This window comes from Burkholderia cepacia, assembly GCF_001718835.1.
Classification (GTDB): Bacteria; Pseudomonadota; Gammaproteobacteria; order Burkholderiales; family Burkholderiaceae; genus Burkholderia; species Burkholderia cepacia_F.
The window spans coordinates 1,983,921-1,998,817 of record NZ_CP013443.1; the positions used below are offsets into that span (position 1 = coordinate 1,983,921).

General features: G+C 62.2%; 13 protein-coding genes. 10 read left to right on the forward strand and 3 right to left on the reverse strand.

The genetic code is table 11. The annotated features are described in order from the left end of the window. Window positions 1-45 precede the first annotated feature (45 nt). The 7 genes from WT26_RS12470 (at window position 46) to WT26_RS12500 (ending at window position 5,794) form a co-directional block, all read left to right on the forward strand. Entirely contained in the window at window positions 46-393 is a 348-nt protein-coding gene (locus tag WT26_RS12470) for a hypothetical protein (RefSeq protein WP_069273014.1), read from the forward strand. 43 nt (window positions 394-436) lie between these two features. After that, a complete protein-coding gene (locus WT26_RS12475) occupies window positions 437-1,537 on the forward strand; it encodes a hypothetical protein (RefSeq protein WP_069273015.1) in 1,101 nt (366 codons plus the stop codon). Beyond that, window positions 1,534-1,851 (forward strand): hypothetical protein, encoded by a 318-nt coding sequence (locus WT26_RS12480; protein ID WP_059469337.1) that lies wholly within the window; start codon window positions 1,534-1,536, stop codon window positions 1,849-1,851. Before WT26_RS12475 ends, WT26_RS12480 begins: the two co-directional genes overlap by 4 nt. Continuing rightward, the gene (locus WT26_RS12485; protein WP_059627204.1) at window positions 1,848-2,213 is read left to right on the forward strand and encodes a hypothetical protein; all 366 of its coding nucleotides are present in this window, start codon (window positions 1,848-1,850) and stop codon (window positions 2,211-2,213) included. Before WT26_RS12480 ends, WT26_RS12485 begins: the two co-directional genes overlap by 4 nt. Window positions 2,214-2,430: 217 nt before the next feature. Next, on the forward strand, window positions 2,431-4,350 hold the full coding sequence (locus WT26_RS12490) for a hypothetical protein (protein ID WP_059761010.1): 1,920 nt from the start codon (window positions 2,431-2,433) through the stop codon (window positions 4,348-4,350). 53 nt (window positions 4,351-4,403) lie between these two features. Beyond that, on the forward strand, window positions 4,404-5,060 hold the full coding sequence (locus WT26_RS12495; protein WP_059627208.1) for a glycoside hydrolase domain-containing protein: 657 nt from the start codon (window positions 4,404-4,406) through the stop codon (window positions 5,058-5,060). Between the two features lie 50 nt (window positions 5,061-5,110). Next, window positions 5,111-5,794 (forward strand): glycoside hydrolase domain-containing protein, encoded by a 684-nt coding sequence (locus WT26_RS12500; RefSeq protein WP_059627203.1) that lies wholly within the window; start codon window positions 5,111-5,113, stop codon window positions 5,792-5,794. 10 nt (window positions 5,795-5,804) lie between these two features. On the opposite strand, the gene WT26_RS12505 is transcribed toward WT26_RS12500, so the two are convergent. Then, a complete protein-coding gene (locus WT26_RS12505; RefSeq protein WP_069273016.1) occupies window positions 5,805-7,376 on the reverse strand; it encodes a helix-turn-helix domain-containing protein in 1,572 nt (523 codons plus the stop codon). Window positions 7,377-7,845: 469 nt separating this feature from the next. On the opposite strand from WT26_RS12505, the gene WT26_RS12510 reads away from it, so the two are divergent. Next, window positions 7,846-8,568 (forward strand): response regulator transcription factor, encoded by a 723-nt coding sequence (locus WT26_RS12510; RefSeq protein WP_059611721.1) that lies wholly within the window; start codon window positions 7,846-7,848, stop codon window positions 8,566-8,568. Here WT26_RS12510 and WT26_RS12515 read toward each other — a convergent pair. Next, window positions 8,532-10,736, reverse strand: a complete 2,205-nt coding sequence (locus WT26_RS12515; protein ID WP_059760896.1) for an ATP-binding protein — start codon at window positions 10,734-10,736, stop codon at window positions 8,532-8,534. The genes WT26_RS12510 and WT26_RS12515 overlap by 37 nt on opposite strands. A gap of 82 nt (window positions 10,737-10,818) precedes the next feature. On the opposite strand from WT26_RS12515, the gene WT26_RS12520 reads away from it, so the two are divergent. After that, on the forward strand, window positions 10,819-11,841 hold the full coding sequence (locus tag WT26_RS12520) for an IS630 family transposase (protein ID WP_069270214.1): 1,023 nt from the start codon (window positions 10,819-10,821) through the stop codon (window positions 11,839-11,841). Window positions 11,842-12,326: 485 nt separating this feature from the next. Further along, window positions 12,327-13,507 (forward strand): IS3 family transposase gene (locus WT26_RS12530; RefSeq protein WP_155123104.1). Its coding sequence is split into 2 segments (ribosomal slippage): window positions 12,327-12,591 and window positions 12,591-13,507, totalling 1,182 coding nucleotides; the frame shifts between segments, so codons are not numbered across the junction. A gap of 426 nt (window positions 13,508-13,933) precedes the next feature. Here the strand turns inward: WT26_RS12530 and WT26_RS35640 are convergent. Then, window positions 13,934-14,751, reverse strand: a protein-coding gene (locus WT26_RS35640) for an IS5 family transposase (protein ID WP_155123105.1) whose coding sequence is annotated in 2 segments (ribosomal slippage) — window positions 13,934-14,403 and window positions 14,403-14,751 — 819 coding nt in all. Because the reading frame shifts where the segments join, the coding sequence is not laid out codon by codon here. Window positions 14,752-14,897 lie beyond the last annotated feature (146 nt).

Here is a 14,897-nt window from a genome sequence, read left to right on the forward strand (position 1 = left end):
TTTCGCGCTGCCTGCTGACACACCCACTCCACCGAAGGAAATGTCATGGATCCCATGAAGGTCAACTCTCAGATCATCGACGTCATCAACCAGAGCCAACTGGCGACGATGAGCCCTCAGGTCGTGCTGACGAGTGGTGCGGGAAAGGCTTATCAGTCGGTGGCTCAGTCGACCGCGCTCGCGGTGCAGGACGCGACGGACGCACTGCGCAACATCTCGACGATCGCGACTACCGCAGCCGGCGTGGCGATGGCGCAGCTTCTCGCCACCGGCAAGCCGCAATACGCGACGGCGCTCACCCAGGCGCAGGAAATGATGAAGTCCGCAACCGACGACTACGCGAAGATCGGCTCGGTCGCCGCGAACGTGCTCAAGGGATTCCCGGCCGGCTGAAGCGAACCCGTAAGCCCCCGCAGTCCGATCAAGGAGCATCGCCATGACCGTATCCGTTGCCGGCAAGCTGATCCCGCTGCCCAACGCGCTGTCCGACATCGGACGGCTCGCGCTTGCGTTCATCGACGGCGGGATCGAGTGGCTCGGGTGGGCTGCCAACGCGCCGGCGGCGCGCTATGACTTCGCGGACGAGACGGAGCTGATCGCCACGGTCCAGCAAGGGCTGCACGCGTCGCGCTACACGCTGCTGCCACAGCTCGGGCTGACGATCAGCCCGGTCAAGCTCATGACGCTGAGCCTAGCTGACTTGAACATCCTCGCGCGCGCCGAGAGCGGCGACGGCTCTTCCGTCGTGGCCGCGCAAGTGGCGAAGGTCCTCTCGGAACACGGTCTCGTCACCCGCGAGGATCTGGCGGCGGGCGTCAGCTTCCTCGCGCAGTTGGGCGTCAAGTCGGCGCCACTGTTCCAGGCTCTCGGCTTCGACGACAGCCTGGCGGTCACGAACCTGATGCACCTGCCGCAGGGCGCACGGCAACAGCCGCTGCAGCAGGAGGCCGCCTCGTTCGCGTTGAAGCAGGCGCGCACGGTTCACGAGTTCTGCGATTTCTACCGCTTCTACCTCGACTACGCGGAACAACTGAACAGCAGCGCCGCCACGCCCGAGCGACGCGAAGCCGCGGCTGCGGACGCCTCGGAAGCGCTGCTGCCGATTCTTTTCGGCGCACTGGACTGTCCGCAGGTGCAGGGCCTGGCAGGTCCGTCCGACGTCGCGCAGACCGTGCGCAACTGGCTCGCTCAAGGCCGAATGGTGGGCTTTGCGAGGCTGTCGCAAGGCGCCCAGCAGATCGTTCAGCACACCGCCTACAAGGGTGAAACCGGCGACGCGGCCAGGCGCATCGTCGAGCTCTTCATGCACGCGGCACAGTCGTTTCTGGCCGCCCACCAGCCCGACAGCGGCACGATGGGCCAGGATGGCGCGACCTGTCTGTTCCCCGTCGAGTCCGCTCAATTACGAGCCGAATTGCAGTTGAGCGGCAGCGGCGTGATTTCACTGAACGACTTCGGCGCGAGACCCGCCGTGCCGGCGGCGCTTGCGCCCGCCGTGACGGAAACCGCAATCGCAGAACAGGAGAACGTATCGTGAGCATTCCAAAGATACCGATTTCGAACGCATCCGAACGGCCGGAAGACTCGCAAGCGGCGGCCGAGCGGCTAAGCGTGCGTGCCCCTTCCGGCGTCGCGCCGTCCATCACGCCGGCCGACGTACCGGCTGAATTCACGAACCCGCACGCCGCCGTCGCCGACATGCGCAAGGAAGCGCGCGCGAAAGCTCAGCAGATGGTCTTGGAAGCCAAACTGGCGCTGCTGGAATCGCTGCACGCATTGCACACCGGCGTAAAGACGGATGTCGTTTCCACCGGTGCGGTTCCAGCTCCGAACAAGCGAGGCACGCGATGAAACCTCGACGTGACGTATCGGCAACGAATCCGCCCGAGTCCATTTCGCAGATCGCCGAAATGCAGGCGCAAGAGGCGGTCGACAACGCGGTCGCGGCCAGCGACAAGGCGATGCGCGCCGCGTTGAACAGCACGGCGCACGCCGGCGCGGCCGACGGGAGTCATGCCGCGCTCGAGGCGATGGCGTTGGCCGAGCAAGCGCTCGCGGCCGCGTTAAGCGGCGCGGCCGCGGGCGAGGCCGCCGTGGCAAACGCGTCGCGGCAAGCCGGAGAGGCCGAGACTCGCGCGGTCGAAGAAGCGCAGCGACAGGCCGAGAAGGCGATGGCGGCGGCGGCCGGGGCGTCGGCATCGCGGGCGGGGTAGCGCATGAACCGCCTCGATTTCCCAAAGGGACTGCTCGCGACGAATGGCTTCGCGTCCTGTCGAGTCCCGATCGAACCGCCTCCGAGTGAGGTCGCGGTCTTTCGGATTGCCAACGACGGTCTTGCCATCGCGCGGCGACGTCGTTCAATCGCCGCTATTGGGACTTAGTCCGGGAGCACGTATGGAAACGTCCGAACAGCGGGCGACGCGGCGCATGATGAGCGGCTGGCTGACCAAGCAGATCAACGATCTGGGGAAACCGGACGGTATCAAGAAGCGAGACATTCGCGCCCAGGTCCTGCACGCGCTGCAGGAGATCGACGTGCGCATCGCCGAGCTGAACCGGTCGTTGCAGGAGAAATTCCACGTCGCCCCCGGCCGGCGGGACCTGGTGAAGTTCTACATGAAGGGCGGCAATGCGTTCGAATGCAGACTCGACCCTAGCGGAGAAGCTGCGATGCAAAACGGCGGCGGAACATCGGACTGGGATACGCAAGTCGTCATCGATCCGTGGGCGCCCGTGCCGCTGCAACGCTTCATCTACGGCCTGCTGGAAGAACTGGTGACGGACACGATGATCCGGGCCGGCGTAGACATCGCGCGGGTAGCCGACACCTTCGCCGACGAGACGGTCAAGCATTGGAAGGCGCAGCGAGACAATCTGGAACGCAAGGACTATTCGGCCTATACGCTGGAATACGACGATCCGCAATCGCTGCGGCAGGTATACGACCAGCAGCGGCTCGGGCTCTGGACCAACGACCGGCGCAGGCTGTCCGAACCGGACATCGACCACCCCGAACGCATGCCCGGCATCCTGCTCAACGACGCGATCCGGCCGTTCGTCCTGTATCGGCTCGGTTATACCTGGCACGCCAAATTGCCTCCGCCTCTGCCGTTCGCGGCGCTGTCGGCACAGCCGCCGATCCGGCTGCCGGCGAAGCTGCCTAAACCATTCCCTCAAATGAAAGCGGATATTCGCAAGCCGCTGCTGATGGAGTTGATCGACGTCACGCTGCCGCGACGCGACACGATCGAGGCAGTGGCCGTCTGGGAGGAACTGGCGCAGGAGCAAATCAAGATTGAAAAAAAGACGGTTTCCGTGAAATCGCCCGATGCGGACATCGCAGAGACCGAGCCGACCGGCGATATCGCCAGGGTGACACTGCCGTTGCCGAACATCATGTACCACCTGCGAGAAATCGCCACGATGCTGTGCGAGATCGCGGACGGCAGTTCGCGTCATCCGGATAAGCTCGAAAGGCGCTTCGCGCGCTTCAAGCAAATCTGGGGGCTAGGCGAAAATGAACAAATCAAACGCATACTCAGCAAGATGGCCGGAGTGCCTGACATCGGCGCAACCCATCCTGCGCACATGGAAAAAGTCACTCAGTACATCGAAAAATACGGCGGCGATCTGAAAGACGACATTCTGGGAGACAAGGACGACGCGTTCATGCTAGCGCGCCGCCTGATGGACTGGATTGCCCAAAGAACGGCGGAACAAAACGACAGCTTCACCAAGAATGACCACGTGAGCCGCGCGTGGCTGGGAAAATTCGACAGAGGGCGAAACGAGCTAAGGGAAATCGTCGATGAAGTCGCCAAGGGCGTGCCCGACGTCGTCGAGGGCGCGCTCGAAGCGGCGTATAGCGACGATCTGGTGCTGATCCGCTTCCTGGAGGAGAACGAATACCTGACGCCGAGGCAAATCGGACTATCGGGCGTGTTCAGGGCGGCCGTGATTCGCGTGCGAACCCCGATGCAAGTGGATGCGCTCGGCACGTTGTTCCTGGCCCGGTTCGGCCTGAATTTAGACAGGCCCAAGAGCGCCGAGGGCGAGCATCCGGTTCGCTACCGGGCCTACGGCGTGCCGCGCGCTACCGGCATTACCCACGAGCTGACGATGGTGGCGTTCGACGAGGGGAAGGCGACCACCTATCTGTCCATTACCACCGCAACTTCCGGAGAAGCGCCGTTCCGGCGCGACGCGGTCAACCCCTACGTGAACTTTGCGTCGCTGCCGGAAATTGCCGCGCAACGCAAGATCGCCGCGGCACTGATCGAAGACTACCTGATCCGCAACGTAATCTCACGGCAATACGAGGCGCTGAAAACGCTGCTTCCCGTGGTGTGATCGAGCGCCTGGCGAGGCCGCGCGCCGCGGGCCGTCAAAAAAGGAGCAATGGCATGACCTTCTACGCAGGATTCGACATCGACGAGTTCCCTGGTCTAGACCAGCTCGCCTGGTTGAAGAAGGCCACCAACCTAAGTTGGTGCGGCTACCCTCTCGCCGACCAGTGGAAAGGCCGTCGCAAAGACCTGATCAAGCAAGGCTGGGGCCTGCTGCCCGTCTATAAGAGCCAACCGACTGATCCGACTGATTCGAACCCCGAACAGCAAGGTAAAACGGACGGCGAGCAAGCGGCCGACCTGATGCGTAAAGAAGGATTTCCACGGAACGCCTACGTCTTCATCGACTGGAAAAGCAGCAGCCTTCCCGATAACGCCGAGACCTATCTCCGCGCGTGGGTCGACGCCGTGCAGAAGAATGGCTATATGCCGGGCGTCCACTGCTCGACTGCCTTGGCCTCGTCCATCACGTCGTGGATGGACGACAAAGCCGCGGCGAAGCCGCGCATCTGGGCGACGAAGGCGTCGACCGACGAGCCACATCTGTATTCAGGCGCCGTCAGCGACTTTCCGGCCAAAGACCCCGCCGGCTCCGGCTATTCGACCGCGACGGCCTGGCAATACCAGACCAACGCCGTGTTGATGCTGTGGACGATGCAGGTGGACTTGAGCTCATCGACGCTGGAAAACCCGTCCGCACCTTCCGCATCCTAACTGTCTACGGAACGGTTCACCGCCGCGAGCCATCGAAAAGGAGCAACACCATGTCGTTCTATGCTGGCTTCGACACCAAGATCTTCCCCGGCCAACTGCAACTGGACTGGCTGAAGTCCAACAGCAACCTCAGTTGGTGCGGCTACTATCTGGCTCCCACGCCGAACCATCCCGACAAAAGTTGGATGAGCAACCGCCAGGCGTTGATCGATCAAGGCTGGGGACTGCTGCCCATTTATGTAGGCCTGCAATCAGGATCGAAAAATCTGACCAAAGCCCAAGGCGCCACCGACGGCTCACAAGCCGCTCAACTGGCAGGTTCCGAAGGCTTCCCGCGCGACTGCTACCTATACATCGACTGGGAAGACGGCAGCCCTCTCGACAACAATGCCCAGGCCTATCTCGGCGCGTGGGCCACCGGGATCATGAAGAGCGGATATCAACCCGGCATCTATTGCTCGCACAATCTGGCCGCCTCGATGGCAACGCTGATGGCGGGTCTGAGCCCATCGCCCGAATTGCGCATCTGGGCATGGAACGTGCCGACGACGAACCGGCAACCGTATTTAGGCTCCCTTGACGCATTCCCCGCCGTCACGCCTGCCGGTTGCGGCTATGTAAGCGCCATGGCGTGGCAACACCTGCAAAACTGTGTGCTGATGCCGGGAACCATACAGATCGACCTGAGCGCATCGAACCTGAAAGACCCGTCCGCCCCGTCCATATCGCGATGACAACGGCCCGTCACGCAACCGAACTCCTGAATTCGCGCGGACTCAACCCCACGATGCGCCTGAAGCTTTTTTCGAAATGACTCAGGTCGCCGAAGCCGACACTCAGCGCAACTTCAGTCACGCGCGGACAGTCGTCGCGCATCAGCATTTCCTTCGCCTTCTCGATGCGAATTTGCTGGAGCAGCGGCTTGAACGCGACATTCAACGTGTGACGGAACAGATAGCTCAAATGCGACGGACTCACGTGGGCGTGTTGGGCCAGCTGCTCCATTGAAATCGGCTTGGCGTAATGTTCGCCCAGATACAGCAGCGCCTTGCGCAGCGCCTTGTGCAATCGCGCCAGCTCCGCGCCGTCGCGCGTCATCGCACACCGTGCCCAGTGGGCCGGCATCGCCGAAGGCCGCAACGCGGCGACATCCGGCGCCGTCGTGCGCCGTGACGTCTCGTCATCTCGATCGGCGACGCGCGACGCGCCGACGCGCTCGCTACGCGGTAGCGAGATCATCCACGGCACGTGAAGCGCGACATCCGCGCGGCCAATCGCGGCATCGCCCGTCATGACCGCGAGACGCGCAATCACGCGCTCCAGTTCATACAGATTTTCCGGCCACGCATAGAGCCGGCATATCTCGAGCAGCGCGTCGCTGCACTTGCGCTCCGCGACATGGCCATGACGCTCGAGCGCAGCGACGACCAGCGGCTCGATGTCGTCCGGGCGCAGGCGAAGCGACGGCACCGTCACCGACAGGAAATCCAGTTCGGCCAGCAGGGCTTGCGAGAATCGCCCCTCTTCCACGCATCTTCGCAAGTCGGACGTCGTCGACGCGACCACGCGCACCTCGCACTCGTCCGGCACCACCAGCCATTGCCCGAGCCGCGAATGCAGATGTTGCCGCAGCTGGTTCTGAAGCCGGGGAGCAAGCTCGTCGATGCCGTTGAAGAACAAGGTGCCGCCCGCCGCCTGTTTGAACCATTGCGCCGGCTCGCCGGCGGGATCGGCGCAGTTGACTTCGACGAACGGCCCGTCCCGCCGAGGCCCGCAACAATGCAGCGCCGCCGCCAACAGGGCTTTCTCGGTGCCGAACTCGCCGGTGAGCAACACGGGCAACGTGCTGTACGACGCCTTTTCGACGAAAACCTCGACATGGTGCAACGGCTCGGACACGCCCACGAGCAACAAGCTGCGGCTCAGACGTTGCTGAGCCCACCGTTGCACGTCATAGCGCTTGCACAGCAACGCGCAGCGATATGCAAAGGCGGCTCCCCGCTCGGCGAAGGCGTCCGATCGATCGGCGGCGCCCCGTCCATTCAGCCGCAGCGTGCCGAGTTGCTCGCCCGCATATGTCACGGGGAATCGAGCCGAATGCGCGGCCGGTGCAGTATGTGCGTCGACGTTCGCTTCCTCGAGCCATGCGAGATCGAACTGTTCGCCGCTGCGATTCAACTGAAGGACGCCCACGCCGCGCAGCCGCAAGGACGCGCTCCCCAGCCCCAGTTGCCGGACGAATGCGCGTACCAGCGATTCGAGCAGATCCGAGAGCGTTCGATATGGTCGATAGACGCTTCGCAACAGCGATTCCACGTCGTTGGCCTCGTTCAGACGTTGACGACTCGATCATCCCGGCATCGAGATGCTGATGCCGGGTTTCATCGATTGCCCGACATCGGCGAGCGGCCTTGCATTCTCGATGTCGGATCCGGGAACAGTCCACATCAGGCGTCTCCCTCGCATGAATTGGCATTTCGCAACGACGGCGCGCCGCAACCGCGAACCATCGCAGGTGCATGAAGTATGCAGGGCGTGCGTGGAATCGAATGAGACACGCGGGCCGTTGTCAATCGTTGTTCACATCACATACGACGCGGCGTCACGGAACGATAGAGCCGTCACGGCAAACGGCCGCACGACGGCCGGCGAACTTCACGCATTCGATTGCGCTCCGCGTAACATGGCGACTGCAATTTGTCGGCTGACGTCAACGGTGGAATCGGGGCTGAATTTTTCAATCCGCGAATCGATTGCCTGAATTGGTTATCCCGAAGGAGAAACCATGGAAGCTTCGCCGGGACGTATTCTCGTCGTCGAAGACGACCCCATTACCCGCACGATGCTGGCACGCTACCTGGGCGACGCCGGCTTTGATCTCCTCACCAGCGGCAACGTCGCGCAAGCGCGCCAGGCGCTGCGCGCCGCGCCGGCCGACGTGCTGCTGCTGGACATCAACCTTCCCGACGGCGACGGCATCTCTCTTGCCCGCGAGCTGCGCGAGCACAGTACCGCCGGCATCATCTTCGTGACGCAACGCGACGGCGACCTCGATCGCGTCCTCGGCCTGGAAACCGCCGGCGACGACTACATCACCAAGCCGATCCGGCTGCGCGAGCTGCTCGCCCGCGTGCGCGCCCTGTTGCGCCGGCAGCGGCTGTATCGCGAGATCGCTCCGGTCGATACGGTGCTGACTTTCGACCGCTGGCTGATCGACCTTCGGCGCCGTGAGCTGGCGCTGTCGGGCGGCGCCGTGCTGCCCCTGACCCCGCGCGAGTTCGATCTGCTGGCCGCGCTCGTGATGGTTCGCGGCGCGACGCTCACGCGCGAGTATCTGCTCGAAGTGGTCAGCAAGCGCGAGCGCGCGACGGACTCGCGTACCGTGGACACCTTGATCGCGCGACTGCGCCGCAAGATGTCCGACGACGCCGGCGGAATGCGCTGCCCGATCGGCACGGTCGCCGGAATCGGCTACCGGCTCGATGCCGCCGTGAATCGGGGCAGTTGACGACCGCATCGCGCCCCCCGCGCGTCGCGCGCGATTTTGCGCAGTGCTTCGAAGGCGTGTTCGAATTCGACGTCGAGCGCGATGAGGAGAACGGAAAGCTCCGATGCGTCGTTCCGATCGGCCGCCTGTTTCACTCGCTCGGCGAACCTCCTGAGTCTTACCAGCCCCAGTGCCGCCGCCGAGCTCGTCAGCCGGTGTGAAAGCGCTTTGATTCGATCTGCGTTTTGCTCCGCGACGGCTTCGCCGAGGTCGTTCAGCAAACGTCGCCCGGCATGCCGGAACTGGTGCACGAGCCAGCCGACCGCGTCTGCGCCAAGCGCGTCGGCATGCTCGCTCAGACAAACGAGATCCACTGCTGCGTCCGTCGACCCGATCTCGCCTGAAGGCCGGGCCCGCGCGACAGCCGTGCCGCCCACGGTCTCGAGTACCCGGCGCAACGCGTCTCGCCGGATCGGCTTCGCCAGAACCGACGTGAAGACATCCGTCACGCCGGAGCTTTGCGCCTGAAGGAGATCCGCCGTCAGCACGACAATCGGCATCTCCCCCCGCCCCTGAGCGCGCGCATTCTGTGCGCGTATGCGACGTGCAGTCTCGATACCGTCCACGCGCGGCATATGAAGGTCCACGAATACGCCGTCGAAATGCTCGCGAGCGGTTTCCGCAACCGCAGCCTCTCCGCTGCTCACGGGCGTGGCATCGTGGCCCGCCTGAGCGAGAAGGCCGCAAATCACGATCTGATTGATCGGGTCGTCGTCGACGACGAGGAGCTTCAAGCGTCGCGACGGCGGTGACGCCGGTATGTCCCGCGGCGCCGCGACAATCGCCGCGGCCACCGGCACCACGACCTGGAACCGACTACCGATGCCCTGCTCGCTCGCCGCAGTGATCGTGCCGCCCAGCATGCCGACGACACGCCGGCACACGGCCAAGCCCAAGCCTGCCCCGCCGAAGCGTCGTCCGATCGATTCGTCGACTTGAGTAAATTCGTCAAAGATCCGCGCCAGCATGTTTTCCGGGATACCTATCCCGGTGTCCTCGACGGTGATCTCCAGCTGCAACTCGTCCGCCGCGCTGCCCCGCATGGTCAACGAAACGCCGACGCGACCTCGCTCGGTAAACTTGACCGCATTGCTCAACAGATTCACCAGCACCTGGCGCAACCGTCCGGCATCGGCGTGCAACGCTTCCGGCACGTCACGATTGACGAGAACGTCGATGGTCGTCTGCCGGGCCAGCGCACGCGTGCGCATCAACTCGACGACGCTTTGAATCAGCTGCCGAGGATCGAAGTCGGCCGGAACCGGTTCATCAACCACGACACCGAGGCGCACGTAATCGATAATGCTGTCGAGCAAGCCGGTCAGATGTTCGGCGCAATCTCGCGCAATCGCGACCTGGCGGCGCTGTATCGCATCCAGTCGCGAACCTTCCAGCAGTTGCAGCACGCCGAGCACGCCATTCATGGGTATGCGTACCTCGTGACTGACTACGGCCAACAACCTTGTCTTGGCCTGGTCGGCTGCTTCGGCCACCTCCTTGGCGCGCCGCAGTTCCTCGCGTTGGCGGGTCTCGCTGCGCACACGGGCGAATTCCTGCCGGCGCATCCGCTCCGCACGCCAAACCTGTTGCAAGCCAACGGCAAGCGCGAAACCCATCGCAATCGACAGCGGATAGAGCAGCGGCGACATCGCCGCGCACCGCCACCGCAGGATCGCGATGAGCCCGACTGCAAAGCTTGCGCCATTGATGGCGCTCGGCACGAAGCGCAGCGGCAGGACAGTCACGATCCCGAACAGCACGGTCTGCATGACCAGCAAATTCGACGGGCTCGCGACACCCTCGGCAATCGCCAGCACGTCGATTACGATTGCCCAAGCCAACAGCAAGCATTGGATCGTGGCGGCCTCTATCGGCCGACGCAACCGCAACAGCAGCCATGCCGACCACAGGACCGCCGCAAAGCGCAGGCCGAACTGAATGACTGACCCGAGCTCAAGTCCGGCCTGCGTGATGTCGTTGAGCGCAAAAGACAGCGCGGCAATGACCGCCACCCATAATGTGGCGCGCGCCTGATACACGGTTTCCGACACGCGGCATCGGCGAAAGATCTGTTCGGTCTCGGCGTCGACAAATTCAGGAATTACGCCCCTCAGCGTGTCGGCAGTCATAGTTGTTCTGGTTATTGATTCGAAATAGTTGATCTTGATATCGGGAAATCGCCCCTCATGTGAAGGACATGAAAAACGAGACATGAGATCGCTTCCTCGTGAGGCACGTGAAGAGCGGCGTCGGCAGGTGATCAGCCTGCGCAAGCGCGGCTGGACCTATGACGAAATTGCCGACCATACGGACCTGTCCCGTACGGGGGTGTTCGACATCTGCAAGCGGTATGCGCTCGATGGCGCGACGGCCCTGCGCGACAAACCCAGTGGGCGCGCGGTGAATCGAGGTCGTGCGCTGACGGAGCAACAGGAAGCCGACATTCGCGTGCTGCTGCGCGACCAGATGCCGGACCAGTTGAAGATGTCGTTCGCGTTGTGGACACGACATGCCGTGCGGGAATTGATCCGGCAGCGATGCGGTTTGACGCTGACGTTGCAGGGTGTCGGCCTGTATCTGGCGCGCTGGGGCTTCACGCCGCAAAAGCCGATGAAGCGAGCCTACGAGCAGCGACCGGAGGCGGTCCAGACGTGGCTGAACGAGACGTATCCGGAGATTGCGCGCCGGGCAAAAGCCGAAGGCGCGGAAATCCAGTGGGGCGACGAAACGGGACTGCGTTCGGATGACGTACGAGGCCGTTCCTATGCGCCGATCGGCAAGACACCCGAACGGCGCGTGGCGAGCCGACGCGAAGGCCTGCCGGTGATGTCGACCGTGACGAATCGCGGTCAGGTGTGCTGGAAAGTCTTCGAGGGAGCGATGAACGCCGACATCCTGCTCGATTTCCTGAAGCGGCTGATCAAGGACATGCGCAGCAAGAAGGTGTTTCTGATTCTCGACAACCTGAAGGTTCATCACGCCAAGCCGGTCAATGCGTGGCTGGCCGAGCACGTCGACGAGATCGAAGTGTTCTACCTGCCGTCGTACAGCCCGGAGCTGAATCCCGACGAGATGCTCAACGCTGACCTGAAGGCGAACGTGACGAAACAGGCTCCGGCGCGGACCAAGGGACATCTCAAGAAAGCGGTCGTCAGCCATTTGCGTCGTCTCCAGAAATCACCACGGCGTGTCGCTCGCTATTTCATGCATAGACCCATCCGCTATGCGGCCTGATTCAAGTTCATGCATTTCTGATCAATAAGCATTACCCGTTGGATAATCGGGTTGGGCTGGTCAGCTTGAATTTTAGACGCTGGAATAATCGATAGCAGTATTCGTTTTAGAAATCAAAGGACCGCGATCCAATAACATCGCGAAAGCCGCGACACGACCGATTTATCAAGCCAAATTCGGGAAGAAGCGATATAGGGAAATCTGGAATGGAAAATTGAAGGTCGGACATTTATACATTTGCTTTATAACGGGTCTGTAGCGAAAAATGACTGGTGTGATAAGCGCTTAAAGACAGTCACGGGCGGTACGGTTCTCCGGGAACTGACGATTCTTCGCTCAGTGATCCGCGCTGCGCGTTCCGATTGGGGTGTTCAGCTTGCGGAAGATCCGATGAAGTTTGTCCGCAAGCCGAAGGACAATGAGCTTGCCCCCGAAAAACGAATCCCTTGCTGAGCGTTTAAACTCAAGCAAGGAGAGTCAAGAAGATGAACAAGACGAAACGAGCGCGCTACACGCTCGAATTCAAGCTGGAAGCCGTTCGGCTGGTCAAGGCAGGCCAGAGCGTTGCGGCGGTGGCCGCGACGCTGGACGTGCCGGCGCAATCGATTTCCAACTGGTTCAAAGCTGAACAGGAAGGCAAGCTCGGAGGAGCTGGCACGAAGCCGGTAAGCCCGGAGCAGATGGAGTTGTCGAGGCTTCGTGCCGAAGTGGCGCGGCTGAAGATGGAGCGCGACATCCTAAAAAAGGCCTGTGCGTACTTCGCGAAGGACTCAACGTGAAGTACGCCTTCATCGAACGCAATCGCCGTCACTGGCCGATTTCGGTGTTATGCGAGGTTCTGGAAGTCAGCCCCAGCGGCTTTCACCAGCGACGGCAACGTGTCGCCCAGGACAAGCCGCAGCGCAGCCGCGTGAGTGACGATGCACTGCTGGCGCACATCAAGGCGATTCACGCGGAAGTGAAAGGCGAATACGGCTGGCCGCGCATGTGGAAAGAACTGGTTGCGCGCGGCGTACGCGTGGGTAAGGAGCGCGTTCGCAAGCTGATGGTGCAGCATGGCGTGCGTGCTCGGCACAAGCGCAAGTACATCGCGACGACGAACTCGAATCATGGCCTGCCGGTCGCGCCGAATCTGCTCGAGCGCAACTTCACGGCGCTGGTGCCGAATCAGGTCTGGACGAGCGACATCACCTACTTGGCGACGGCTGAAGGCTGGTTGTACCTGGCCGTCGTCATCGACCTGTTTAGCCGGCAGGTGGTGGGCTGGTCGATGCAGCCGCATATGAAGGCCGAGCTGGTCACGGATGCGCTGCGCATGGCGTGGTTCCGACGCCGTCCCGACGCCGGCGTGATTGTGCATAGCGACCGTGGCAGCCAGTATTGCAGCGGGCTCTTCCAGGACACGCTCAAGGCGTACGGCATGCGTTCGTCGATGAGTCGGCGCGGCGATTGTTGGGATAATGCGCCGACCGAAAGCCTGTGGGGTTCGCTGAAGGTGGCGCGGCTGCACGGCCGGCACTTTGCGACGCGACGTGCGGCAATGGACGAAGTCATCGACTGGCTCGGCTTCTACAATGCCCGTCGACTCCATTCGACATTGAACTACGTCAGCCCCGTGACGTTCGAGAAGAACTGGGCCGCCGCTCAGCAAGGGCAAGCGGCCTGATTGCCTCGGCTATGGGATTCGTGAAACAGGGGCAAGGTCACCGGTCCGAAAACACCCGAACGAGCTCCTTCGCAAGCCTGAGCAACGAAGCTTCGTCCTTGCTTGCGAAGCGCGACACGTGCTGCATGACTTCTGCATCGTCAATGTCGTGCGTGTACAAGCCAACGCCGAAATGCTCGCGAACACTTGTCGTAAAAAATCAATTCCGGTCAGCTTTCCTACCACACTCTACGGACAGGCGTGCAGCGTCGATGCTTGCATTCGTAACGCCAAACAACCGCGAACTTTTGATCTTTAGCATGCGCTCCCGGTGAAGCCAACGGCGGGTGTCCGACGAGAGAGTACTTCGCCCAAAGTGAAAAAGCCCATACCGGCAATCTGCCAATATGGGCTTCGGGGTTCACAAAGCGCCCCTTAGAGGCCAGTTCAAAAATCCTGCTCAGCACGGCTGAAGATGTTCCAACAGACGAGCGAGCAGCCGAGTTTGAGGAACGCTTCGTGAATGTCCGCGCGACGATCGAAGCGAATGCGTAGACGCCGGAAATTGTGGAGCCAAGAGTGAGTGCGTTCGACGACCCAACGATACGTGCCGAGTCCGCTACCGTGTTCGGTTCGACGCTTTGCGATCACGGGCTTGATGCCGCGTTCGCGCAGCGCACGCCGGTGTCGTTTGGAATCGTAGCCACGGTCGGCATAGACAATGCCGGGTTTCTGAAGCGGTCGGCCACGCACGCCTCGAATCGGTGGAATCGAGTCGACGAGCGGCAGCAGTTGCGTGACGTCGTTGGCGTTTGCGCCGGTCAGGATTGCGACGACGGGAATGCCGTTAGCGTCTACGAGGATGTGATGCTTGGAACCCGGACGCGCGCGATCCGTGGGGTTCGGGCCAGTTTTTCGCCCGCCCCAACAGCGCGTATCGACGATGAATCGACCGCTGCATATGAGAGGTCGAGCTGGCCCGCCGCACGCAGCTTGTCGAGCAGCAATTCGTGCAGCCGATCCCACACGCCAGCCTTCTGCCAGTCGTCCAGTCGACGCCAGCAAGTCGCACCCGAGCCGAAGCCGAGCCGGGTCGGCAAGTGGTTCCAACGGATGCCTGTCCTGAGCACGAACAGGATGCCGTTGAGCGCCACGCGATCCGGCACACGCGGACGCCCCGGATCGCTCTTCGCGCGAGGCTTCACGACAGGCAGCAAGGGTTCGATCAGTTTCCACAGCTCGTCGTCAATGATCGGCGCTTCCATCCTTGGCCCACGTTGTTCCGGTGCCCAAGGTTAACAAATCGCCGAGGAAGTAAACAGCCCCCTCACGGGGAATTTGAACTGGCCTCTTACATGCTCTGTCGTGCGCTCGCTAAGAAAGCGTCACCGGAAAGTCGCCTGTCCCAACG